Annotated in this window: 16 protein-coding genes and 1 pseudogene; 8 read left to right on the forward strand and 9 right to left on the reverse strand. The window is 72.0% G+C overall.

Annotated features, from left to right (window positions below; all coding sequences use genetic code 11):
- Positions 1-44 precede the first annotated feature (44 nt).
- Positions 45-1139 carry a chemotaxis protein gene (locus ABZT74_RS21975; protein WP_356437358.1) on the forward strand — a complete coding sequence of 365 codons (1095 nt, stop codon included), beginning with the start codon at positions 45-47 and terminating at the stop codon, positions 1137-1139.
- 66 nt (positions 1140-1205) lie between these two features.
- Positions 1206-2219, forward strand: a complete 1014-nt coding sequence (locus tag ABZT74_RS21980) for a Gfo/Idh/MocA family oxidoreductase (RefSeq protein ID WP_356437361.1) — start codon at positions 1206-1208, stop codon at positions 2217-2219.
- A gap of 8 nt (positions 2220-2227) precedes the next feature.
- Here the strand turns inward: ABZT74_RS21980 and ABZT74_RS21985 are convergent, their stop codons facing one another.
- Positions 2228-4258: a phosphocholine-specific phospholipase C gene (locus ABZT74_RS21985; RefSeq protein WP_356437364.1), complete on the reverse strand. Its 2031-nt coding sequence runs from the start codon at positions 4256-4258 to the stop codon at positions 2228-2230.
- A 217-nt stretch (positions 4259-4475) separates the two neighbouring features.
- On the opposite strand from ABZT74_RS21985, the gene ABZT74_RS21990 reads away from it, so the two are divergent.
- Both ABZT74_RS21990 and ABZT74_RS21995 read left to right on the forward strand, forming a co-directional pair.
- Positions 4476-5156, forward strand: a complete 681-nt coding sequence (locus tag ABZT74_RS21990; protein WP_356437367.1) for a TetR/AcrR family transcriptional regulator — start codon at positions 4476-4478, stop codon at positions 5154-5156.
- A 359-nt stretch (positions 5157-5515) separates the two neighbouring features.
- Positions 5516-6988, forward strand: coding sequence for a SpoIIE family protein phosphatase (locus ABZT74_RS21995; RefSeq protein WP_356437369.1), 1473 nt, complete (start codon positions 5516-5518; stop codon positions 6986-6988).
- A 119-nt stretch (positions 6989-7107) separates the two neighbouring features.
- Here ABZT74_RS21995 and ABZT74_RS22000 read toward each other — a convergent pair whose 3' ends face one another.
- Complete coding sequence (locus ABZT74_RS22000; protein ID WP_355872635.1) at positions 7108-8607, reverse strand: hypothetical protein; 1500 nt, start codon at positions 8605-8607, stop codon at positions 7108-7110.
- A 236-nt stretch (positions 8608-8843) separates the two neighbouring features.
- Between ABZT74_RS22000 and ABZT74_RS22005 the strand changes: the two genes are divergently transcribed.
- The 3 genes and pseudogenes from ABZT74_RS22005 to ABZT74_RS22015 all read left to right on the forward strand — a co-directional run.
- Entirely contained in the window at positions 8844-9983 is a 1140-nt protein-coding gene (locus tag ABZT74_RS22005) for an aminoglycoside phosphotransferase family protein (protein ID WP_356174778.1), read from the forward strand.
- Positions 9984-10248: 265 nt separating this feature from the next.
- Positions 10249-12222, forward strand: a complete 1974-nt coding sequence (locus tag ABZT74_RS22010; RefSeq protein WP_356437371.1) for a peptidoglycan recognition family protein — start codon at positions 10249-10251, stop codon at positions 12220-12222.
- Between the two features lie 312 nt (positions 12223-12534).
- Positions 12535-14763, forward strand: a pseudogene (locus ABZT74_RS22015) (PAS domain S-box protein); the annotation flags it as partial.
- Positions 14764-14784: 21 nt separating this feature from the next.
- On the opposite strand, the gene ABZT74_RS22020 reads toward ABZT74_RS22015, so the two are convergent.
- The 7 genes from ABZT74_RS22020 to ABZT74_RS22050 form a co-directional block, all read right to left on the reverse strand.
- A complete protein-coding gene (locus tag ABZT74_RS22020) occupies positions 14785-15282 on the reverse strand; it encodes a hypothetical protein (RefSeq protein ID WP_355872644.1) in 498 nt (165 codons plus the stop codon).
- A gap of 185 nt (positions 15283-15467) precedes the next feature.
- Entirely contained in the window at positions 15468-18359 is a 2892-nt protein-coding gene (locus tag ABZT74_RS22025) for an AAA family ATPase (protein ID WP_356437373.1), read from the reverse strand.
- A 252-nt stretch (positions 18360-18611) separates the two neighbouring features.
- On the reverse strand, positions 18612-18854 hold the full coding sequence (locus ABZT74_RS22030) for a DUF397 domain-containing protein (RefSeq protein WP_355872650.1): 243 nt from the start codon (positions 18852-18854) through the stop codon (positions 18612-18614).
- 83 nt (positions 18855-18937) lie between these two features.
- Positions 18938-20104 (reverse strand): thiolase domain-containing protein, encoded by a 1167-nt coding sequence (locus ABZT74_RS22035; RefSeq protein WP_356437375.1) that lies wholly within the window; start codon positions 20102-20104, stop codon positions 18938-18940.
- Positions 20101-21156 carry a thiolase domain-containing protein gene (locus ABZT74_RS22040; RefSeq protein WP_356437377.1) on the reverse strand — a complete coding sequence of 352 codons (1056 nt, stop codon included), beginning with the start codon at positions 21154-21156 and terminating at the stop codon, positions 20101-20103. The genes ABZT74_RS22035 and ABZT74_RS22040 overlap by 4 nt, the downstream gene beginning before the upstream one ends.
- Positions 21157-22098: an OB-fold domain-containing protein gene (locus tag ABZT74_RS22045; RefSeq protein ID WP_356174797.1), complete on the reverse strand. Its 942-nt coding sequence runs from the start codon at positions 22096-22098 to the stop codon at positions 21157-21159. It lies immediately after the preceding gene.
- Positions 22099-22213: 115 nt separating this feature from the next.
- On the reverse strand, positions 22214-23014 hold the full coding sequence (locus ABZT74_RS22050; RefSeq protein ID WP_356437379.1) for a crotonase/enoyl-CoA hydratase family protein: 801 nt from the start codon (positions 23012-23014) through the stop codon (positions 22214-22216).
- Positions 23015-23198: 184 nt separating this feature from the next.
- Between ABZT74_RS22050 and ABZT74_RS22055 the strand changes: the two genes are divergently transcribed.
- Positions 23199-24860 (forward strand): acyl-CoA synthetase, encoded by a 1662-nt coding sequence (locus ABZT74_RS22055; RefSeq protein ID WP_356437381.1) that lies wholly within the window; start codon positions 23199-23201, stop codon positions 24858-24860.
- Positions 24861-24966: the final 106 nt, after the last annotated feature.

The following is a 24966-nucleotide window of genomic DNA, read 5'->3' on the forward strand; positions in this document are numbered from 1 at the left end:
ATGCACCAAATGCCCTGTATGCGGATCCGACCTATGGTGCTCGTATGGAGCACGCACTCAGTCCCGCGACCCTGACCGAGCTGCGCCGGCCGCGGCCCTACCCGGCCGTGTCGGTGCTGACGCCGACCCACCGCCGCGAGCCCGACAACGCCCAGGATCCGGTCCGGCTGCGCAATGTCGTGGCCGAGGCCAGGAAACAGCTGCAGGCCGACCCGGCGGTCACCCGCGAGCTGCGGGCGGACGTCGTCGATCAGCTCGACCGGGCGGTCGCCGAGATCGACCTGGCCCACGCCGAGGACGGTCTGGTGATCTTCGCGGCCCCCGGCGAGCACCAGGTGTGGTCGCTGGCCCGCTCGGTGCCCGAGCGGGTCGTCCTGTCGGACACCTTCCTGACCCGCAACCTCGTCGCGGCCCAGGCGGCCGAGCGTCCGTTCTGGGTGCTCTCGGTCTCCGCCGACCGGGTCACGCTGTGGAACGGCGGAGCCGACCGGGTCACCGAGGAGCACCGGGGCGGCTTCCCCCTTTCGCGGAGCCTGGAGGACCCGGACGCCGAGCGCAAGGAGCGCGTCGGCGACCTGCCGAGCACCTTCCGCGACGAGCGGACCCGTCAGTTCCTGCGGGACGCGGACACCGCGATGAGCGAGGTCCTGCGCGAGCACCCGCGACCGCTGTACGTCACCGGCGACACCGCCGCTCTGTCGCTGCTCGACGAGGTCGGCACCGTCACCAAGGAGGGCGGCCACATCGCGCACGGCGGCCTGGCCGGCGGGTCTCCCGACGCCGTCTGGCAGGCGGTTCGCCCGATGATCGCCGCACAGGCGCGGAAGTCCGCCGACGAGGTGGCCAGGGAACTGGACTCGGCGCGCGGACGCAGGGAGTTCGCCGCCGGGGTCGACGAGGTGTGGCAGAACGCGGCCGACGGCCGGATCCGGCTGCTCGCCGTCGAGGAGAACTACCGTGCCACGGTCCGCGACGACGGGGACCACCTGGTCCCGGCCGCGGGCGGTGACCTCGACGCGCGGGAGGACATCGTCGACGAGATCGTCGAACGCTGTCTGGAGACGGGCGCCGATGTCCGGTTCGTCCCCGACGGGGGCCTGGGTGACGCGAAAGGCATCGCCGGGGTGCTGCGTTATTGATCTCTCCGGCCGACAATCGGATCGCGGGGACGAACGATCCGATGTCGTCGGAGAGGTGCGCAACACGTGAGTGAGCTGTTGGGTGTGGCGGTACTGGGTGCCGGACACATGGGAGCCGACCACATTCGTCGACTCGACCGGGCCGTGAGCGGCGCCAGGGTGGCCGCCGTGGCCGATCCCGACACGGCGCGGGCCGAGGAGGCCGTGGCGGGCATCGACGGGGTGTCGGTGCATGCCGACGCGGAGGCGGCGCTCGACGCGCCGGGCGTCGACGCCGTACTGGTCGCCTCCCCGGGTCCCGCGCACGAGGAGGCCCTGCTCGCGGCGTTCGCGCGCGGTCTGCCGGTGCTCTGCGAGAAGCCGCTGGTGCCGGACTCGTCCGGGGCCCTGCGGGTGGTGGAGGCGGAGGTCCGGCTCGGCCGGCGGCTGGCGCAGGTCGGGTTCATGCGGCGGTACGACGCCGAGTACGAGCGTCTCAAGTCGCTGCTGGACAGCGGGCGGCTCGGCCGTCCGCTGATGCTCCACTGCACGCACCGCAACGTCGCCTCACCGCCTCACTTCACCTCGGCGATGCTCGTCAACAGCTCCGTCTCGCACGAGATCGACGCGGCGCGCTGGCTGCTGGACCAGGAGCTCACGGCGGTGACCGTGCTCCGTCCGCGGCCGGCCTCGAACGCCCCCGAGGGCCTGCTCGACCCGCAGTTCGTGGTGTTCGAGACCTCCGGCGGCGCGCTGGTCGACGTGGAGATCTTCGTCAACTCGGGGTTCGGCTACCAGGTGGCGTGCGAGGCGGTCTGCGAGACGGGGAGCGCCCGCGTCGGAGACGAGCGCACGATGTCCGTGACCACGGCCGCCGGCCGGCACGAGGAGGTGGCGCAGGACTACCTCGTGCGCTTCGCCGACGCCTACGACCGCGAGGTACGGGCGTGGGTGGACGCCACACGGGCCGGCCGGGTCACCGGCCCCGGCGTCTGGGACGGGTACGCGGCGTCCGCCGTCGCCGAGTCGGGAGTCCGGGCGCTGGAGAACGGCGGCCGGGTCGCCGTCGACCTCGCTCCGCGCCCGGAGCTGTACGCGTGACCGGCTGATCAGCCGCTGACGCTCGCGGCGCCGGTCTCGATGTGCCCGGTGAACCGGCGCGACCAGGTCGCGTCGGAGTCGGCCGTCACGGTGAAGTCGTACCAGCCGTTCTGATAGGCGACCGCGTTGAAGAAGTCCTCCGCCGAAGTGCCCGCGGCGACGGTGTACGTCCAGGGGCCGTCGCCGCGGTAGTGGGTGGAGGTCACGGTGAACTTCACCGACGCCGCTGAGGAGTTGGTCATCTTGAGGTACAGGGCCGTCCTGCCCGTGCCGGGCTCGGTCGCGTAACGGGAGGCGACCTCGGCCGACTTGCCGGCCTTCGTGGCGTCTCCCTTGAAGCGGCGCAGGAAGCGGTTGGGGCCGACCATCGAAAAATCGTACTTCCCGTCGCCGTACCCGGTGCCGATGTTGAACGAGTCGGCGGCGGTCCCGCCCGCGTCCACGGTGTACTGCCAGGGCGTGGTGTCGCGGTAGGCGTTCGGGTGGAGCGAGAAGTGCGCGGCCCGCTTGGCGGGGGTGCCCTGGTTGGCCATGGTGAACCAGGCGACGATTTTGCCCGCGGCCTCGAACTCCAGGTGGTCCAGGTAGCCGTTGGGCTGGTAGGGCAGCGCCCTGGCGGGCCGGGTGCCGGACTCCTGCACGGGCATCACGTTGGTGACGGGCACCGGGTTGGGCAGCGGGACGCAGGTGTCCATGCCGATGACGCTCGTGGCGGGCAGCGCGGGAGTGCCGTGGACGGGGTTCGCGAAGTCGAAGACGCCGGTCAGGTCGCCGGTGACCCTGCGTCGCCAGGCGCTGATGTTCGGGCAGGCCGCGGGCTTGCCGAGCGCCCCGGTCCAGGTCTCCAGGAAGCGCAGCACGGAGGTGTGGTCGAAGACCTCGGAGGAGACCCAGCCGCCGCGCGTCCAGGGCGAGATGACGAGCAGCGGAACCCGGAACCCGAGGCCGTACGGGACGCCGTTGAGGAACTCCCCCGCGGTGCCGGCGGGCGGCGCGGGCGGCGGGACGTGGTCGAAGAAGCCGTCGTTCTCGTCGTAGTTGAGGAACAGGACGGTGGAGTCGAAGACGTCGGAGTCGGCGGCGAGGGCCTTGTACACCAGGTCGACGAAGTGGGCGCCGTCGCCGGGCGGCGCGTAGGGGTGCTCCGAGAAGGCCTGACTGGCGACGACCCAGGACACCTGCGGCAGGGTGCCGGCGACCACGTCGGCCCTGATGGCCGCGGCGATGTCGTCGGGCGTGGAGCCGGTGACCCTCGGGACGGACGCCATGCCGCGGTCGTACAAGGGGTCGCCGGCCTTGGCGGAGGCGAACTTCTTGAAGTACGCGCAGCCGTTGTCACCGAAGTTGTCCTGGGCGTTCTGGTAGACCTTCCAGGTCACTCCCGCCGCCTGGAGCGCCTCGGCGTAGTTCTGCCACGTGAGCCCGGACTCGTCGCCGCCGTCGTAGCTGGAGCCGTCGACCTTGCCGCTCCACAGGTAGGTGCGGTTGGGCCCGGTGGCGCTGAGCGTGGAGCAGAAGTAGGCGTCGCAGATCGTGTAGTTGTCGGCGAGCGCGTAGTGGAACGGGATGTCCGTGCGGTCGAGGTAGCCGAGCGAGCGGGCGTTGCCGACGCCCGAGACCCAGTTGTCGAGCCGTCCCTTGTTCCAGGCGGAGTGCTGGGAGGTCCAGGAGTGCGGAAGGTCGCCGTTGCACTGCGCGAGGGTCGCGCCGTCGGCGCCTCCGGCGGCGGGCGTGGAGCTGAGCTTCCACGGGAGCTGCCGGCCGGTGCCGTTGGGCTGGTCGAAGACCGGGTGGCCGCCGGACAGCGTGATGCCACTACGGTCGTCGAAGCCGCGGACGCCCTTGAGGCGCCCGAAGTAGTGGTCGAAGCTGCGGTTCTCCTGCATGAGGACGACGACGTGCCGTACGTCCGTGATGGTGCCGGTGGCGGCCGCCGCGGTGGTCGCCGCCGCCGCGGGTCGCGCTCCGGCGGTCATCGCGGTCCCGGCCGCCACGGATGCGCCGAGCCCCACGAAGCCTCTTCGGCTGATCGGTGTCATTCGCCCGCCCTCGTCACTGAGTGGAGTGCCCCTGTGGCACACCGCGCGCAAGCGTGCACCGGGTGATCGTCGAAGGCCATGGCGGCGCGGTGAGAGGTGGGTGAACAGCGGCGGAACCTGTGCGCGAAACCGCTGGACCGGGCCACATCCGTAACTACTTGTTGCGCGCGTGATAATATCTAACACTCCTGCTCCTCCGAGACGAAGAGGCGACGACATGGCCCCAGAAACCCGGACGGGAACGGGTCCGCGCGACCGGTTCCGCGCGCAGGTGCGGCAGGAGGTGAAGACCGCGGCACTGCGCCAGCTGGCCGAGGGCGGCCCGGAAGCCCTGTCGCTCAACGCGATCGCCAAGCAGCTGGGCATGACGGGCCCCGCGCTCTACCGCTACTTCACCAACCGCGACAGCCTCCTGACGGAACTGGTCATCGACGCCTACGCCGACCTGACCTCGGCTCTCGCGCGCACCGCCGAGGAGTCCCCGGGCGACGCGGCCACCCGCCTCAAGGAGCTGGTCCGGGCGTACCGAGCCTGGGCGCTGGCCGAGCCGCACCGCTACCGCCTGCTGTTCCGGGCCCCGCTCCAGGGCTACGACGCCCAGTCGACGCGCCTGGTCGAGGCCGCACAACCCGCCATGACCGTCCTCCTGGAGGCCGTGGGCGCCCTGGCGGAGTCCGGAACGGAGGTGCCGGAGGGGGCGGCGGCCGAGTTCCGGGCATGGATGGAGCGGCATACGTTCATGGACGTGCCGGAGGCAGTGGCCGTGCGGTCCACCATGCTCTGGGCGCACCTGCACGGCCTGGTCGGCCTGGAGATCGAGGACAACTTCGCCTCCATGGGGATCGACCCCTCCTTTCTCTACGAGACCGCGGTGACCGACTTCCTGCGCTCGCTCTGAGCCCCGCGGGGAGGGCCGGCGCACGCCCGGGGCGCGCGAAGGGCCGGCCCGCCATGGTCGGCGCGACAGCCGAACGCCTGACACGCGAGGCTCGCACAAGCGACCCTCGAACAGGCGAATGAGAAGCCGGTCCGGTTCCACCGCCCTGGGTTCAAGTCACGTACTCTGTCTACGACTTGACGTGCCGAGCGGCTACCGCATCAGGACCGGTCGCCCACTCCGGGAGGACTGCGGCATATACCAGAAGCAACGCCGTATCGGGTGTTGCCAAATCCCTTACAGCGCGTCGCGGGCTGTGCGACAGTCGTAACGGTCCTTCCGTCAGCCCAGGTCGTACCGTTCCCGCATCGGAGTACGTCATGCCTCCCCATCTCTCTGCGGACCACCCCGCCGCCCAGCCGCCACAGCACGGCTCGGTCGACGCGCTCATCTCGCAGACGCGCCGCCTGCGCGGCGAGGTGGACGCCGTCCGGCGTGAGGCGCCCGCCGACGGCGAGGACGTACAGGGACGCTGGCAGCGCGCGCTGTGCACCTTGGCCCTGCATCAACTGAACGACCTGGACGAACACTTGGCGCAGCTCCGGGAAGGACCACCGGCCGCGCCCGCCCGACCTCCCGCCGTCGCCGTCCCCACGCCACCGGCCGCTCCGGCACCTCCCCGGCGCGGCTCTCTGCTGAGCCGGGTCGGCAGCGCCGAGTGGAACCTCCTCACGGACGAGGCGAGTTGGTCCGGAGAGCTCTACCAGATCCTGGGACGTGACGACTCCGCTCCCCCGCTCACCCTCGACGAACTGCCGTCCCTGGTCTTCGACGAGGACCGCCCGATGCTGACGACGATGGTCACGGACTGTCTCATCGACGCCAAACCCATCGACGGGGAGTTCCGCGTCGTCCGGCCCGACGGCGGCGTCCGCACGGTGCACATGATGGGTGAGCCCGTGCTGGGCGCGGACGGCAGCACCGCCGCGATGTGGGCCGTGCTGCGTGACGTCAGCGAACTGCGCCGCAGCCAGCGGACCGTGACCGAGACCCGGGACTCGCTGGAGCGGGAACAGCAGGCCGCCCGGACCGAGCACCGGCTCGCGGTCGAGCTGCAGGAGGCCGTACTGCCCCCCTGGCGCGGCTCACTGCGGTTCCCGCGCCAGGGCCCCCGGGCACTCGACCTCGCCGCCCACTACTTCCCTGCCTCGCCCGCGGCCCTGATCGGCGGCGACTGGTACGACGCGCTCGAACTGCCGGGCGGCGACACGCTGTTGAGCGTCGGCGACCTCTCCGGCCGCGGCGTGGCCGCGACCTCCGGCATGGCCATGCTGCTCGGGGCCCTGCGCGGCATGGCCGTGGCGGGCACCCAGCCCGGGCAACTCCTCTCCTGGCTCGACCACTTGCTCGACACCACCGTCCAGCCGGCCCTCGGCAGCGCCCTCTGCTGTCGCTACCGGCCCGAGACCCGCACCCTCACCTGGGCGCAGGCGGGACACCCCGCCCCGCTGCTGTTCCGCGACGGGACGGGGCGCGCGCTGACCCCGCCGGACGGCGTCCTGCTGGGCACGGCCCCCGGTACCGCCTACGGGCAGGCCGAGGAGACCCTCCAGGAAGGCGACGTACTGGTCCTGCACACCGACGGACTGGTCCCGCGGCGACCGGAGTCCTCCCCGCCCGACGGAAGAGGGAACGAGGCCGGGTCGGAGGCCGCCCGACGCCTGCTCGGCATGGCACCGCGCTTCGACGGGGCCCGCACTGCCCAGGACGGTGTACGGCTGGTCATCGAGGAGTTCGGCGAGACCGGGCGCACGGACGACGCCTGCGTACTCGTCGTCGAAGTCGGTTCCTGACCGGCCGATTCCTGACCCGTCAGTTCCCTGTCCCGAGTGTCCCGGGTTGCCTGCTCGTCGACTCCCCGTCACGGAGGCGACCGGCACGACCGGAGTTCCCCGGCCGGACCTCTCTCTTCTCAGGCCCGTGCGCTGTTGCCGCCCCGGGGCTTCGCCGCCATCTTGGGCAGCGCGAGCTTGATCTCCTCACGCAGGTCACTGATCTTCGGATAGCTGGAGTACTGCCCGGTGAGCCGGTACATCTCGCGCAACCGGTCCCAGGTGCGGTGCGAGGAGTTGGACCCCATCGACGTCAGGGCCAGTCGCGCGTACCGGTCGGCCTGTTCGGGATCGTCGGCGATGAAGCAGGCCGACGCGAGGGAGAGGTGGTCGAAGATCTTCGACCGGTCCCGCCCCGACTCCCGCAGCTTCAGCGCCTCCTTGGCGTGCCGCTGCGCCGTCGCCGCCGCGGCCGGCTCGTGTTCGGCGAGGGTGCGGTAGGCGAGCGCCTGCATGCCGTGCATGTCGGCCTCGTCGAACAGCTGCATCCAGCTCGGCGGAGGCACGTCACCGCGGTCGGAGACGAACAGGTCCTCCGCCACGCCGAGGGTGCGCCGCATCGCCTGGCCCTTGCCCATCGAGGCCTGCGCCCAGGCCTCGATGGTGTGGAGCATGGCCCGGGTACGAGGCAGTACCTCGTCGCCGGAACCGGACTTGGCGAGCTTCATCAGGTCGAGCGCGTCGTCCGGCCGGCCCAGGTGCACCATCTGGCGGGCCGCCCGGGAGAGCGCCTCGCCGGCCCGGGGCCGGTCGCCGCCCTCCCGCGCCGCGTGCGCGGCGATGATGAAGTACTTCTGGGCCGTGGGTTCCAGGCCGACGTCGTGCGACATCCAGCCCGCGAGGACGGCGAGGTTGGCGGCGACGCCCCACAGGCGCCGCTGGAGATGGTCGGGGTGATGGTAGGAGAGCATGCCTCCCACTTCGTTGAGCTGGCCCACCACGGCCTTGCGTTGCAGCCCGCCACCGCGGGACGCGTCCCAGGCCCGGAACACCTCGACGGAGCGCTCCAGTTCCTCGATCTCCTGCGACCCGATGGGGGCGGCCTCGTAGCGGTCGAACCCAGCGGGGTCGGCGTGCAGCGGATCGTCGAACTGCGGAGCGTCGGCGGTGAGGGCCGGATCGGTGCGGAGCCAGTCGTGCATGGCAGAGCTGAGTGCGGATCCCGCGGCGAGCGCGGCACCCGCGCCCACCAAGCCGCGTCGGTTGAGCATGAGGTCCATTCCCGTGAATTCGGTGAGGACCGCGGCGGTTCGCTCGGGCGCCCACGGCACTCCGTCGGGATGTTCCACACTCCCGCCGCTCTGCCGTTTCCCCGCGCGCCCGTGCCTGACCAGACCGAGGTCCTCGATGGTCACGACACGGCCGAGACGCTCGGTGAACAGAGCCGCCAGCACCCGCGGCACCGGATCGCGCGGGATCTCTCCCATGTCGATCCACCGCCGCACCCGCGAGGTGTCGGTCGCCAGCTGGAGGTGGCCCATGGCCGCCGCCTGCCGGTTGACCATTCTCGCGAGTTCGCCCTTGGACCAGCCGGTCAGGCCGAACAGGTCCGCGAGGCGGGTGTTGGGTTGTCCGTTCACGTCAAGCCCCCAGGTTCTCGGCTGATTTCGACAGTAACCGCCTGTCAGTTGCTGAGCGACTATTCGCCAGGGTTCGCCAGGGTGCGCCAGATGGTGTGCCAGTGGACGCCGGGTGTCAGGTAGGAATGCGCCACCCCGACCCGGAAACCGCGGGGCCATTCCCCAGGATGAACCCCCGGGGCGACCGGGCGGGTAGCGCGGCAACTCGCAGGCACACGAAGGGATCTGTTTCGCCCATGTACACAGCATCGTCCTCCGTGTCCGCTCCGCCCCGGTCGTTGCACTCCCGCCCGGTGGGCAGCGGCCCTTACCTCGACCCCGCGCGCCAGGCGGCTCCCGTTCTCGGGGCCGGCCGGGCGCGGCGCGTGCCGGGGCTCGGCACCCAACCGCTCAGCGGGAGACTCGACTTGTCCGGCCCTCAGGGCGCCCAGTTGCGCACGGCGATCGCGTCGGTGCACCGGATCTGTCCGGAGTTCGCTCCGGTCCAGGTGCTCAGGCGCAGCGGACGCTCCGTGCTCCTCGTCGGTACGACGGGACGCAGCACGGCCGTCGCCAAGTGTTTACTGGACCACTCCCCCGTCTGGGCCGAGCGGATCCGGCACGAAATAGCTGCATACCGCTCGTTCGTCCGGCACCGCCCGCCCGTGCGGGTGCCCCGGCTGATCGCTGCGGACCCGGAGAACTGCACCCTGGTGATCGAGCGGATGCCCGGCCGGGTGGCAGCGCTCCAGCGGCACCCGGCCGAGGCCCCGCCCCGCGCGGACATCCGGGCGGCGCTGAGCGCCATCTGCCGGCTGAACAGCTGGCGGCCGCCGGCCGGTACGTTCAACGCCCCGCTGGACTACGCGGAACGGATCTCCCGCTTCCACGAACTGGGTCTGCTCACGGACCGCGACATGGGCGATCTCCAGAAGCTCGTGCACGGCATCGCCGCCTCCTCGGGGCGCCAGGGCATGGGACAGTTCTGCCACGGCGACGCCCTCCTGTCGAACATCCTGCTCTCACCGGCCGGTCCAGTGCTGGTGGACTGGGAGCACGCGGGCTGGTATCTGCCGGGGTACGACCTGGCGACCCTGTGGGCCGTCCTCGGTGACGCCCCGGTGGCGCGCCGTCAGATCAGCCAGCTCGCCCAGTCGGCGGGCCCGGCGGCACGGGACGCCTTCCTGGTGAACCTGATGCTCGTCCTGACCCGCGAGATCCGTACCTACGAGACGGCCGTGCAGCGTTCCCTGCACGACCCGGCCCCGGCGGCACCGGGCCAGGCTCCGCCGGCTGCCGCGCCGTCCGGCGAGGAACAGCGGCTGCTGCTCAGGCGGCTGCACGACGACTGCCAGATGGCCCGTCGCGCCGTTCGCGCGGCGGTCGGCACTCGCTGACCGGGACGAGGGCCCGCGGAGCGCACCGCAAGGTGGCGCACCGCGGGCCCTTCCACGTGTTCCGGCCTGCCGCCGTTCGGGTCATTGGTCCACGCCACTGATGCCGCGCAGGCGGGAGGACCACCGCCGCGGAAACCTCCTCGCTCGTCGCTGACAAGGGAAATCGCCTCGCCCTGGGCATGATTGACGGATCGTCCGGAAGCCGGTAGCACTGACGCGTTCGGCCCGCACGCCCCACCGCGCTCGACCGTCCCAGGAGGCTGCATTGCACCGGTCCGCCACCGACCCCAACGGCACCACCGGACACAGACGCGTCCGAAGGGCAGCGGGGACCGTCGCCTCGGCGGCGCTGCTGCTGCCGTTGCTGGGCGCCGCTCCCGCGAGTTCCGCCGCCGAGGTGCCCGAGGCCGCAGGGCTGCAGCGGGCCTTCGTCACCGCGGCCACCGAGTACCACGTACCGCAGAGCGTGCTGCTCGCCGTGTCCTATCTGCAGTCGCGCTGGGACACGCACGCCGGCGCCCCGAGCGTCAGCGGCGGCTACGGCCCCATGCACCTGACCGACGCCCGGACCGCGATCGCCGGTTCCCCGCATCACAGCGACGGCACGGAGGACGCCCGCGGCGACAGCTCGCGGCCGGCGCTGCTGCCGGACACGAAGGTCCCTACGGACGCCGAACTCCCGGCCCGGCTCAAGACGTTGACGAAGGCGGCCGGTCTCACCGGGCTGCCCGCGGAGCGGCTGCGCACGGACGCGGCGGCGAACGTCGAGGGCGGTGCGGCCCTGCTCGCCGCCGCACAGCGGAACCTGGGCCGCCCGCTGAGCGCGGACCCGGCCGACTGGTACGCGGCGGTCGCGCGCTTCTCGGGGGCGGACGACAGCTCCACGGCGGCGACGTACGCCGACGACGTGTACGCGGTGCTGCGGACCGGTGAGGCGCGCACGACGGACTCCGGCCAGCGGGTGGCGCTCGCGGCGCAGCCGAAGCTGAGCCCCGAGACGGCGCAGCTCCGCGGCGCCGGGCTGCGGACGGCCTCCGCCGACGGCACCGAGTGCCCGCGGACCGTGTCCTGCGAGTGGATCCCGGCTCCGTACGAGGAGTTCGGGGACGGCGACTACGGCAACCACGACCTGGGCGACCGGCCGGCGTCCCAGAGCATCAAGTACATCGTCATCCACGACACGGAGGGGACCTGGGACGGTGTGCTGAACCTCGTCCAGGACCCGACCTATGTCTCGTGGAACTACACGCTGCGCTCGACCGACGGTCACATCGCCCAGCATGTGAAGGCCAAGGACGTGGCCTGGCACGCGGGCAACTGGTACGTCAACGCGAAGTCGATCGGCCTGGAGCACGAGGGCTTCCTCACCTCGCCGGACGCCTGGTACACCGAGGAGATGTACCGCGCCTCGGCACGCCTGGTGCGCTACCTCTCCGCGAAGTACGCGATCCCGCTGGACCGGCAGCACATCCTCGGCCACGACAACGTGCCGGGACCGACCACGTCGACGATCCCGGGCATGCACACGGACCCCGGCCCGTACTGGGACTGGCAGCACTACTTCACGCTGCTCGGGCACCCCTTCCACCGCACGCTCGCGAAGAGCGGCGCGCTGGTGACGGTGCTCCCCGACTTCGCGAAGAACCAGCCGGTGTACACCGGCTGCGTCACGAAGGACGTGCCCTGCGCCACGCACGGCTCCAGCGAGGTGCGGCTCTACTCCCAGCCGGACGAGACCTCGCCGCTCGTCAAGGACGTCGGCCTGTACCCGAGCGGTGCCGCCTCGACGATCGACGTGAACGACCTGGCCTCGCGCGTCTCCACCGGACAGCGCTACGCGGTGGCCGAGCGTGCAGGGGACTGGACGGCGATCTGGTACCTGGGCCAGAAGGCCTGGTTCAAGAACCCGAATAGGCAGCCGACCGCGGTGACGGCGTCGGGCCCGGTCGTGACGCCCAAGGCGGGTCTCACGGAGGTACCGGTGTACGGGAGGGCGTACCCGGAGGCGGCGGCCTACCCGGCGGGAGTTCCCGTCCAGGCGGTCTCCCCGTTGCCCTACAAGATCCTCGCGGGCCAGCGTTACGCGGCCGGTGACAAGGTGCCGGGCGAGTACTTCTTCTCCCCCACCTTCGACACCACCGGACACAAGGTCGTGATCGGCAAGGACATGTACTACGAGATCCAGTACGGACACCGGGTGGAGTTCGTGCGGGCCGCGGACGTCGACCTGATTCCGTAGCCGTTCCCCAGCAGTTTCCGCCCGTTCCGGGGCCGGGTCCGCAGGTGCGGGCCCGGCCCCGGTGTTCGCCCCGACGGTGATGACCGGGGCAACCGACCAGGGAATGTGCCCGCGAGGTCAGGTTCGGCCGGGCTCGGGCCAGTAAACGACATGTCGCCGCATCGGTGGTTCGTTTGCGCTGGGATGGGCCGAATCACGTCAAGCGGCACATCTGGGGCGGACATGGGCGAATTCGTCAAAGGGACTTCAACGCGTCCCGCCGGCACGGCGGTTCCGGGGCGGTGCCAGTGCGGTGGTGATCCGCCCGACACCGCCCCGGCAGGGGCGGAGGAAAGGTTTCGGGGGCTGCTGGAGGCGGCCCCGGACGCGATGGTCATCGTCGACGACACCGGCACCATCCGCCTCGTCAACGCCCAGACCGAAGCCCTCTTCGGCTACCGACGCGAGGAACTCCTCGGCCACCCCGTCGAACTCCTCGTCCCCGGCCGCTTCCGCGCCCACCACACCCTGCACCGCGACGGATACGCCGCCAACCGACAAGTCCGCCCCATGGGCGCCGAACTCGAACTCCACGGCCTCCGCAAGAACGGCACCGAATTCCCCGTCGAGATCAGCCTCAGCCCCCTGGAGACCACCGACGGACTCCTCGTCTCCGCCGCCGTCCGCGACGTCAGCGACCGCAAGGCGGCGGAGGAGAGGTTCCGCGGGCTGCTGGAGGCGGCACCGGACGCGATGGTCATCGTCGACGACACCGGCACCATCCGCCTCGTCAACGCCCAGACCGAAGCCCTCTTCGGCTACCGACGCGAAGAACTCCTCGGCCACCCCGTCGAACTCCTCGTCCCCGGCCGCTTCCGCACCCACCACACCCTGCACCGCGACGGATACGCCGCCAACCGACAAGTCCGCCCCATGGGCGCCGAACTCGAACTCCACGGCCTCCGCAAGAACGGCACCGAATTCCCCGTCGAGATCAGCCTCAGCCCCCTGGAGACCACCGACGGACTCCTCGTCTCCGCCGCCGTCCGCGACGTCAGCGACCGCAAGCGCGCCGAGGCCCGGATCAACGAACTGGCCGGTCTGGTGGAGTCCTCGCAGGACGCGATCCTCGCCAAGACCCTCGACGGCGAGATCACCTACTGGAACGCGGCGGCCCAGCGGCTGTACGGCTACACGCGGGCCGAGATGATGGGCCGCCATGTGTCGCTGCTGGCCACCACGGAGCGGCGGGACGAGATCGACGCGCTGCTGGACCGGCTGCGCCGCGGTGAGAAGGTCGAGCACTTCGAGACGCTGCGCCTGACCCGCTCGGGCGATCTGCTGGACGTCGACATCACGCTGTGGCCGACGCGCGCCCCGGACGGCTCGGTCGTCGGCGCGTGCGCCATCGTCCGGGACATCAGCGACCGCAAGAAGGCGGAGGAGGAGCTGACGTTCCTCTACGAACAGCAGCGGCACATCGCGCTGACGCTCCAGCGCAGTCTCATGGGCACGCCGCCCGCGATCCCGGGTCTGACCACCGCGAGCCGCTACCGGCCCGCCACGCAGGGAGCGGGCGTGGGCGGCGACTGGTTCGACCTGATCCCGCTGGGCGCGGGCCGGGTCGGTGTCCTGATCGGCGACGTGATGGGCCGCGGCCTGGAGGCCGCCGCGGTGATGGGCCAGCTGCGGTCGGCGGCGCACGCGCTCGCCAAGACGGGGATGCAGCCGCGGCAGCTGATGCAGGCCCTGGAGACGGTCGTCGGCGACCTGGACGTGCCCGACCAGCTCGTGACCTGCTGCTACGTGGTGATCTCCGCCGACGCCGGAGAGGTGACGGTCTGCTCGGCGGGCCATCTGCCGACCCTGGTGGCACTGCCGGGCAGCGGCGCCCGCCAGCTCCACGCCCCGGTGAACGCGCCCCTCGGCGTCGGCGACGTCCTCTACGAGCAGGCCACCGCGGTGATACCGCCGGGTGCCACGCTCGTCCTCTACACCGACGGTCTCATCGAGACACCTGGCACCGACATCGAGGACCAGCTCACCCAGCTGACGGCCACACTGTCGGACCTCTTCGCCAGCGCACCCGATCTGGAGAGCGCCGCCGACCATGTGCTGGCGGCACTGCTGCCGGACGCCGAGGGGCACAACGACGACGTGACCCTGCTCCTCACACGGCTGCCCGACGCGCCCCTGGCCACGGTCGGCATCGACCTGGCGGCCGTGCCCGAGTCCGTACCGGAGGGCCGCGCCTTCCTCAGCAAGGCACTGACCTCGTGGGACTGCGTGCCCACCGCGGACGACGCACGGCTGCTGCTGTCGGAGATCCTCACCAACGCCGTCCAGCACGCGCAGGGACCCATCCGCCTGCACCTGTGCCGCACCACCACGGAGCTGACCGTGGAGATCAGCGACCACAGCACGCATCTTCCGCGGCCCCGGGCGGCCACGGAGGACGAGGAGTCGGGACGGGGACTGATCCTGGTGCGCGCGCTCGCCGACGACTGGGGCGTACGGCCGACGGAGGCGGGCAAGACGACGTGGTTCACCCTCAAGCTGTGACGCCGGAAGGGCTGTTCGGTCTCAGCTCTGCTGGAAGAGTTCCGCGGGCAGCGGCTTGAGCAGCGCGTACAGGTCGTCGGTGATCGGGCGGTCCCAGGCGGCGATGGTCACCAGTACGTTGTCGCTGCGGTCGAACTGGACGCAGGAGATACGGGTCTCGGAGAGCTTCAGCCGGCGCACGATGAGCAGGTTGTCGCCCTGCATCACCGGCATGTCCTCGGTGCCGGTGACGGTGACCTCCTCGTCGTTCTCCAGCGCGATCAGCAGCTGGGCCACCTCGAAGGGGACCTCGCCCTCGGCGACGTCGCGGGCCGGGGAGCCCTCCGGCAGGTTGCCGATGATCATCGCGGGGCCGCGGCCGCCGAACAGGTCGTAACGCAGGAAGACGCCCTGGCAGCTGCCGTCGGGAGCGGGCAGCAGGCCCGCGCCGAGGTTGCCCGGCCAGTCGCCCGGGTCCATGGCCAGAACGTCGAAGTCGGGCCCGGCGGGCGTGGCGCTGCGGCGGCGGAGGAAGGACATGCCGCAATGGTACGTGCACAGGGGGCGCGCCGGGTCCTGTGGGCGCCGCCCGCCCGGGCCCGGCAGGAAGGCCTGCCGGCGTCGGGCGTGCCGCTGTTTCCCGCACCGCCGGACGGCGCCGCGCGGGACCCCTTTCCGGACGCCGTCGCCTCAGGTCACGGCCGGTCCCCCGACCGCCGCGGGCGTCAGGACGTGGCCTGCTCCCGGAGGGCGGCGGCGAGCCCCGTGCGGTCCGTGCCGACCTTGCGGTAGACCGCCGACAGGAGCCGGACGACGGACTGCTCGTCGATGCGCAGTTCCTTCGCGACCTGGGCCGGGGTCCGGTCCCGCGCGGTCAGCGCGGCGGCGGCGCGCTCGCGGGCGGTGAGGGTGTCCGTCTCGGTGCTGTGCAGGCGGCGGGATCGCAGTCCGGCGTTCGCCAACTCCTCACGGGCCTCGTCGACCAGCCCGTCGGCGCCGCACTGGACGGCCGCGTCGAGTCCGCGGTAGAGGTGCTCGGCGGCTTCCTTGGGCCGTCCCGCGCGACGCAGTTCGGTGCCGAGGGCGACCAGGGCACAGGCCAGTTCATACCCGGCCGGGGAGCGCTCCAGGTGGTCGACCGACTCTTCGAGGAGGCTGACGCGGTCCGCGACCGGGGAGACCTCCGCGGCGGCGCGCAGGGCCTGGCCGATCGCGGAGGGGGTGCCGTACTGGCGGGCCCGGTGCACCGCGTCGAGTGCCGTGACGACGGCACGCTCGGGGGCGTCGCGGCTCTCGGCGCGCGCGAGGTGGAGCTGCCAGGGACACCAGGAGGGGTTGCGCATGCCCCGCTCGTCGAGCCGGCGGCCCGCGGAGGCGAGCTCGACGGCCGCCTCCTTGGTGAGGCCGCGGGCGAGGAGGAGTTCGCCGTACACGGTCTGGGCGTCCGGGAAGGTGACGGCGGCGGGGAAGGGAGCGCGCAGCGCGTAGTGCTCTCCGGCACGGGTGGCCGCGTCGACCCGGCCGCGGGCCAGCAGGACCTGGACGAGGGTGCCGACCGCGTACCAGTGGACGGGGGTGCCGGGCCCGACGCGTTCGGCGAGCCGGAGGCCGGTGCGGACGAAGTCCTCCGCCTCGGCGAGGCGGCCGCGCCGGAAGCGGACGTATCCGAGGATCGTGTAGCCGAAGGAGAGGTGGGCGCCGTGCCAGCCCTGGGTCTCGAAGTCGGCGATGCCGGTGGCGAAGAGTTCCTCCGTGCGGCTCGGCCGGTCGGCGTACATGAAGGTCATCGCGACCAGCACCGGGACCTCGAAGCCGCGGTCGGCCTCGGCCCAGCCGAGGCCGCCGGCGAGGGCCCGTTCGGCGTGGTGGAGGGCGACGGGGGCGGGTTCGCCGCGCAGGGTGGCGTCCCAGGCGCGCAGCCCGATGACGTAGCGCTCGGTGAGGTCACGGCCGGTGAGCCGGTCGGCGAGGCGGGCCAGCCGGCGGGAGCGGGCGGGCGAGTCGGGTTCGTCGGCGCGGAAGGCGTCCCACATGAACTGCTCGGACTGCATGCGCAGCCGTACACGGGCGTCGCCGGTGACGTGGATCTCGCGGTCGAGGGTCTCGGAGGCCTCGGCGAGCCGGTCGCTGTGCGCGAGGACCTGGGAGAGGCGGTAGACGATGTTGTGGCGCAGTTCGGGGTCGGCGATGGGTTCTTCGAGGGCCGCGCGCAGGTGGTTGACCGTGGTCGCCGGCTCGGTGAGCAGGGAGGCGCAGCCCAGTTCGTACAGGACGGCGGCGCGCTCGGCGGGGGGCGGGGGTTCGCGCAGGGCGCGGGCGAGGCAGCGGCGGGCGGCGTCGGGGGCTCCGGCGCGCTGGGTCTCGCGGGCCGCGGCGCGCAGCTGCTGGACGATCCAGGTGTCGCCGTCGGGGTGGGTCTCCATGAGGTGGCGGGCGGCGGCGGCCGGGCCGAGTCCTTCGTCGATCACGCACCAGGCGGCCTGGCCGTGCAGGGCGACGCGCACGGCGCCGGGGATGTCCCGGTAGACGGCGGTGGCGATGAGCGGGTGGACGAACTCCAGGGGGTCGGCGCCGGTGAGGATGCGGGCGGTGCGCAGGGCGTCCGCGGCGTCGGCGGCCTCCTCGGGACCGAGTCCGGCGACGGCGGCGGCGAGGGGCGGGCGGATCTCCGTGCCGAGTACGGCGCAGGCCCAGGCGAAGCGGACGGTCGCGGGGCCGAGGCGTTCGAGGCGGGCGACGAGGCCGCTGCCCTTGACGGCGGCCGCGAGGTCACGCAGCAGGTGCGCCCCGTCCTCGGTCGGGGTCAGTCCCCGGTCGCGGACCTTTGCGGTCAGCTCGACGGCCTCGAAGGGGTTGCCGGCGGTGACCGCCCAGCATTCGCGGCAGAACGCGTCGTCGGCCTGGGTGCCGAGGTCCTCGCGGACGAGCCGGGCGACGGCGGCCGCGCTGAGCGGTTCGAGGCCGATGGGGCGTTGGCCTGCCCGGCCGGGCAGGCTCCTGAACGCCTCGGCGTGTTCGGGCAGTTCGTCGGGCCGGTAGGCGACGACCACGAGCAGCGGGAGTTGTTCGGCGCGGGGTGCGAACGCGGCGAGCCAGCTGAGGGATTCGACGTCGGCCCAGTGCGCGTCGTCCAGGACGAGCACCATCGGGGCGCGCTGCACGGCGAGGTGGGTGAGGACCCAGTCGAGGCCGGCGCGCAGTCCCTGCTGGTCGGGCGGGGCGCCTTCGGAGGGCGCGCAGAGGCCGAGGGCGGGGCCGACGATGGCGTACCAACTGCCCAGTGCCGCGCGGAGTTCGGTCTCGGAGAGGCCGGCGAACTCCGGCTGGAGGAGCTGGCGTGCGACGTGGAAGGCGACGCGCTGCTCCTGCTCGCCGCCGCGCGCGCTCAGGACGGTGCAGCCCTTGGCCGCGGAGCGGCGACGCACTTCGGTGAGGAGGGTCGTCTTGCCGATACCGGCGTGGCCCGCGAAGGACAGCAGTGCTCCGCGGGAACGGCCGGGTGGTTCGCCGGTGTTCGCGCGCGGCCCGGCGAGGTCACTCAACGCCTCGTCCACAGCGGACAGTTCGTTCTCGCGCTCGAAGAGCGTACGACGGCCACGCAGGCTGCGCTGCCCCATGATCACCCCCTGTCACGGTCGCGCCCGCGATGGGATGCGGATGCGTACCGTGACCTCCAGGCACCTCACCGTACGCCGGGATCATCGGTGAGGCAGCCTGTTCGAGCGCTCCTGCTCAGGGAACCTTTTCGGACTCGCGCGCGAGTGGCGGCCCGGCGTCGCGCACGGCCGCGTCCGGGCGTGGCGAGGACGGCCTCCGACCGTCCCCGGACGGGCCCGGGGACAGGGAGGGCGGAGCCGGCCGGCGCCGGTTCAGGTGAGGTCGAACTCGCCCTCGCGGGCCCCTGACACGAACGCCCCCCACTCCGCGGGGGTGAAGATCAGGGAATGGCTCTGCGGGCGGCCACTGTTGCGCATCGCGATGAAGCCTTCGACAAAAGCGATCTGGACATCCCCCCGCCCTCTGCTGCTGGACTGCCATTCGGCGTCGCTGAGGTCCAGCTCCGGCTTGTCCCAGCCCGCGAGCGGGTGTTGCTCGATGGTGCTTTCGGCCACGTCCGTGCTCCTCCCGGTTCGTCGTCCGCGGCCAGCCTAGCGATCGGTCCGGGTGGCGGACAGGCCACGTGAGGGGGACGGTTTCAGGATGCGGGCGGCGCGGCGCCGACCAGCCACATGGAGAAGAACTGGGATCCGCCTCCGTAGGCGTGTCCGAGGACCCGCCGCGCCCCGTCGACCTGGTGCGCTCCTGCCTGGCCGCGGACCTGGAGTGCCGCTTCGGCGAAGCGGATCATGCCGGAGGCGCCGATCGGATTGGTGGACAGGACGCCGCCCGACATGTTGACGGGGAGGTCGCCCTCCAGTTCGGTCACCCCCGATTCGGTGAGTTTCCATCCCTCGCCCTCGGCGGCGAAGCCGAGGTTCTCCAGCCACATGGGCTCGTACCAGGAGAACGGCACGTACATCTCGACGGCGTCGATGTCCCGGCGCGGGTCCGCGATCCCGGCCTGCCGGTACACGTCGGCCGCACAGTCCTTGCCGGCCTGCGGGGACACGAAGTCCTTGCCCGCGAACAGGGTGGGTTCGCTGCGCATCGCACCGCCGTGCATCCAGGCGGGGGGCCGGGGCGAACGGGCCGCTCCGGCGCGGTCGGTGAGGATCATGGCGCACGCGCCGTCGGAGGACGGGCAGGTCTCCGAGTAGCGGATCGGGTCCCAGAGCATGGGCGAAGCCTGGACCTTCTCCAGGGTGATGCCGTGCTCGTGGAGGTGCGCGTACGGGTTCTTCAGGGCGTTGCGCCGGTCCTTGTAGGCGACGAGCGAGCCGACGGTGTCGGGGGCGCCGGTGCGCCGCATGTAGGCGCGCACGTGCGGTGCGAAGAAGCCGCCGGCGCCCGCGAGGAGGGGCTGCTGGAAGGGGACGGGCAGGGACAGGCCCCACATGGCGTTCGACTCGGACTGTTTTTCGAAGGCGAGGGTGAGGACGGTGCCGTGGACGCGGGCGGCGACGAGGTTGGCGGCGACGAGGGCGGTCGATCCGCCGACGGATCCGGCGGTGTGCACGCGCAGCATCGGTTTGCCGACGGCGCCGAGCGCGTCGGCGAGGTACAGCTCGGGCATCATGACGCCCTCGAAGAAGTCGGGCGCCTTCCCGATGACCACGGCGTCGATGTCGGCCCAGGTCAACTCGGCGTCGTCGAGGGCGCGGCGGGCGGCCTCACGGACGAGGCCCGCGATGGAGACGTCCTGTCGCGCCGCCACGTGCTTGGTCTGGCCGATGCCTACGACGGCCACGGGCTCCTTGCTCATCGGACGTCCCCTTCGAGTACGGCGACCAGGTTCTGTTGGAGGCAGGGGCCCGAGGTGGCGTGGGCGAGTGCCCGGTCGGACTCCCCGCGATGGACGCGCGCGGCGGCCTCGCCGACGCGGATCAGCCCGGCCGCCATGACGGGGTTGGCGGCGAGCGGCCCCCCGGACGGGTTGACGCACACGCTGTCGTCGAGCCGCAGCGCCTTGCGCAGGACCACTTCCTGGGAGGTGAAGGGGGCGTGCAACTCGGCGGTGTCGACGGGTCGTTCGAAGGCTCCGGCACGTTCCGCGGCCAGCCGGGTGGACGGGGAGTCGGTCAGGTCGCGCACGCCGAGGGAGTGCGCCTCGACGCGGTGGTCGATGCCCCGGATCCAGGCGGGCCGTTCGCAGAGGTCACGGGCGCGTTCCCCGGCGGCGAGGATCACGGCGGCGGCGCCGTCGCCGATGGGCGGGCAGTCCCCGGTGCGCAGCGGCCGGACGAGGTAGTCGCCCTGCGGGACCGGTCCCCGCAGTTGGGCATGGGAGTTGGCGCGCGCGTCGGCGCGGCTGCGGGCGGCGACGCCGGCGAGCGCGGATTCGTCGGTCTCTCCCGCGTCGATGAGCGCCTGTGCCTGGAGCGCTGCGAGTGCCACGGAGTCGGGCCACAGCGGGGCCACGTAGTAGGGGTCGAGCTGCCGGGTCAGGACGTCGCGCACGGAGCCGGGCGAGGACTTGCCGTAGGCGTACACGAGCGCGGTGTCGGCGTCCCCGGTGAGGAGTTTCGTCCAGGCCTCGTACAGGGCCCAGGCGCCGTCCATCTCGACGTGCGACTCGGAGATCGGCGGCCAGGCGCCCACCCCGTCGAGCGCCATGGTGAAGGAGAAGGCGCGGCCGGCGAGGTAGTCGCTGGAGCCGGAACAGGTGAAGCCGATGTCGCCGGTCCGCAGGCCCGTCCGGTCGAGGACGTCGTGCAGGACCGGGAGGAGCATCTCCACCTCGGAGTGCTCGTCGGAGGTGCGCCGGTGGTCCGTCTGCCCGAAGGCGACGACGGCGATGTCCCTGGCGGTCCGCATCTACAGCATCTCCTTGTACGTCTCGTAGTCCGCGTCCGGTTCGCCGGTGGGCCGGTAGTGGTCGGGGTGGCGGCCGCCCTCCGTCCACACGGGTTCGACCCTCAGGCCCATCCGCACCTCGTCGTAGGGGATGCCGCCGATCCGGCCGTGCAGCGCGAGTCCGGCCCCGTCGAGGGCGATGTGCGCGTAGACGTAGGGCACTTCGATGTCGAGGTTCTTCGCCTTGATGTTGACGATGCAGTACGTGGTGACGGTGCCGCGCGGGCCGACCTCGACCTGTTCGGAGGTGGCCAGGCCGCAGGTGGGGCAGGCGCCCCTGGGCGGGACGTAGACCTTGTGGCAGGACGGGCAGCGTTCGCCGACCGTGCGCCGTTCGGAGAGGTTCTCGATGTAGGCGGTCTGGGCGCGGCCCGGGGAGTAGACGTAGTCGAGCCGGGCGGCCGCGACGATGCCGGTCACCGGGTCCTCGAACCGGCCGTCGTGACCGGTGGGTTCGCCGGGTCCGCCGTCGTGCGGTTCGAAGCAGGCGATGTCGGTGATGGCGCCGGAGCGTTCGGTGGCCCAGCGGACGCGGACGCGCATCCCGGTGCGGACGGCGTCGGGGCCGGGGGCGTCGAGGACGTGCAGCAGGGCGGTGTCGGCACCGTCCAGTCGGACGAGGACCCAGGCGAACGGAGTGTCGAGGGGCTGGCCGCGGCGGGGTTCGTGGTTCCAGGCCCAGGTGGTGACCGTGCCGGTGGGGGCGACCTCAACGAGGTCGTGTATCTCCTCGGCGGTGACCGGGTCGTACTCGACGGGCGGGACGAGGGTGCGTCCGTCGGTGGTCCGTACGCCGAGGACGACGCGTTCGCGCAGCCCGGTGAGGAAGGCGCTCTGCACGGGTCCGAGCGAGCGGGTGAAGGGGAACTCGACGACGAGGGGGGCTTTGAGGACTTCGGGCATCCCGGATCTCTCCTTCGGAGGTCGGACGCGCCGCGTCGGCGGCGGCTCGGCGCGGGAGGCGGACCGGGGCGCCGTGCCAGGCGCCGCGGCCCCGGACTGATCCGAACGACACCCCCTAGGCGCGCCGGTAGACGGGCGGGCGCTTCTCTGCGAAGGCCCGGGAGCCCTCCTTGGCGTCGGCGGTGTCGAAGACCGGCCAGCCGCGCCGCAGTTCGGCGGCGAGGCCGTCGGACTCGGTGAGTTCGGCGGTCTCGTACACGGACGCCTTGACGGCCTCGACGGCGAGCGGCCCGCAGGCGTTGATCTGCTCGGCGACGGCGAGGGCCTCGGTGAGGGCGGTGCCGTCGGGCACGACCCGGCCGACGAGGCCGATGTCGGCGGCCTCGCGGGCGGAGTACGCGCGCCCGGTGAGGAGCATTTCGAGGGCGTGGGTGCGCGGGATCTGGCGCTGCAGCCGGACGGTCGAGCCGCCGATCGGGAAGAGGCCGCGCCTGACCTCGAAGAGTCCGAAGGTCGCGGAGGCGCCTGCCACCCGGATGTCGGTGCCCTGGAGGATCTCGGTGCCGCCCGCGACGCAGTACCCCTCGACGGCGGCGATCACCGGTTTTCGGGGGCGGTGGTGGCGCAGCATGGCCTTCCAGTGGAGGTCGGGGTCGGCCTTGAGCCGGTCCCGGTACTGCTCGCCCTCCATGCCCTTCCCGGCCAGTGCCTTGAGGTCCATCCCGGCGCAGAAGGTGCCGCCGGCGCCGGTGAGCACGATCGAGCGGACCGTGTCGTCCTCGTCGGCCTCGACCCAGCCGTCGTACAGGCCGACCAGCATCGGCAGTGAGAGCGCGTTCTTGGCCTCGGGCCTGTTGAGCGTGAGCACCAGTGTGGCGCCTTCGCGCCGCACGGTGAGGTGTTCCGTCCCACCCATAGCCGTCCTCCCGTCTCGGATGCGAGAACAGGTTGCAGGAGGCGTGCGGCCAGTACAAGGGTTTTCTGACAGACAGTCAGATTTCTTCTGCCGTGGCCCTTCCCAGTTCGTTCGGGCTTTGCTCTGATGACCGTCGGGCGGAGGCCGCCCGATGACGGACGGACGTACACGGTCAGGAGGAACGGTGGAGTACAACCTTGCCGACCTGTTCGAGTCGGTCGTCGACACGGTCCCGGACCGCGAGGCGCTCGTGTACCTCGACCATCCCGGTACCGGCGCGGAACAACGCCTGACGTACGCCGAGTTGGACGCGGCCGCGAACCGTCTCGCCCACCATCTGATCGACAGCGGCATCCGCCCGGGTGAACACCTCGGACTGCATCTCTACAACGGCGTCGAGTACCTCCAGACGGTCCTGGCCTGCCTGAAGGCGAGGGTGGTCCCGGTCAACGTCAACTACCGCTACGTGGAGGAGGAGCTGGCCTACCTGTACCAGGACGCGGATCTGGTGGCGCTGGTCTTCGACGCGGAGTTCACCGAGCGGGTGGCGGCGGCGCGGCCACGTGCCGCGCGGCTGCGGCACCTCGTCCGGGTGGGCGCTCGGGGAACCGCGGCGGAGCCGGACGGATCCGAGGCGGCCGAGGGATCGCGCGGGGCGGGCGCCCCGGACGTGGTGGAGTTCGACGCCGCGGCGGCGGCCGGATCACCGGAGCGCGGCTTCCCGGCCCGGTCGGCGGACGACCAGTTCATCATCTACACCGGCGGCACGACGGGCATGCCGAAGGGGGTGATGTGGCGCCAGGAGGACCTCTTCTTCGCCGGCCTCGGCGGAGGCGCACCGACCGGCGAGCCGGTCGCCCGGCCGGAGGAACTCGCCGAGCGCGTCGCGGCCGGCGGCGCGGGCATCACCTTCTTCCCCACTCCCCCGCTGATGCACGGCACGTCGACGCTCACGGCGTTCATCGCCTTCAACTTCGGCCAGCGCGTCGTGATCCACCGCAAGTTCGCGCCGGAGGAGGTCCTGCGCACGATCGAGCGGGAGAAGGTCACCAGCGTGTCCCTGGTCGGCGACGCGATGCTGCGTCCGCTGATCGACGCGCTGAGCGGCCCCCTGAAGGGCACGGACTGCTCCTCCCTGTTCAGCGTGTCCTCGTCCGGCGCGATCATGTCGGACACCGTGCGCGAGCAGTTCCAGTCCCTCGTGCCGAACGTGATGCTGCTGAACAACTTCGGGTCCTCCGAGTCCGGCTTCAACGGCACCGCGACGCCCGACTCCGGCCCGGAGCGCGGTTTCCGGATCCGGGTCAACTCCCGTACGCAGGTGGTCGACCCGGCCACGTACGATCCGGTCGCGGTGGGTGAGCCGGGCCGGGTCGCGCAGCGCGGCCACGTGCCGCTCGGCTACTACAACGACCCCGCGAAGACGGCCGAGACCTTCTTCCGGCGGGGCGAGGAACGCTGGGTGCTGCTCGGCGACATGGCCACGGTGGACGAGGAGGGCATCGTCACGGTCCTCGGCCGCGGCTCCCAGTGCATCAACACCGGCGGCGAGAAGGTCTACCCCGAAGAGGTCGAGCAGGCCCTCAAGTCGCATCCGGACGTGTACGACGCCCTGGTCGCCGGCGTGCCCGACGCGCGGTGGGGCAACCACGTGGCGGCGGTCGTGCAGCTTCGCGCGGGCGCGCCGCTGCCCTCCCTCGACGACATCCAGGCCCACTGCCGCACGCACCTCGCGGGCTACAAGATCCCGCGCCGGCTCGTGATCGCCGACGCCATCCAGCGCTCCCCCAGCGGCAAGGCGGACTACCGCTGGGCCCGGTCGGTCGCCGCCGACGCCGCCCTCTGACCGGACCCCCCGCGGACCTGGCGAACTCTTTGCCCGGGACGGACGCCGCAGGTTGAACGATGGGTGAAGATCAGCCGTACGGATGATGGCACCCCTGCCCTGCCCC

Source organism: Streptomyces sp. NPDC005302 (assembly GCF_040607345.1).
In the GTDB taxonomy this organism is placed as follows: domain Bacteria; phylum Actinomycetota; class Actinomycetes; order Streptomycetales; family Streptomycetaceae; genus Streptomyces.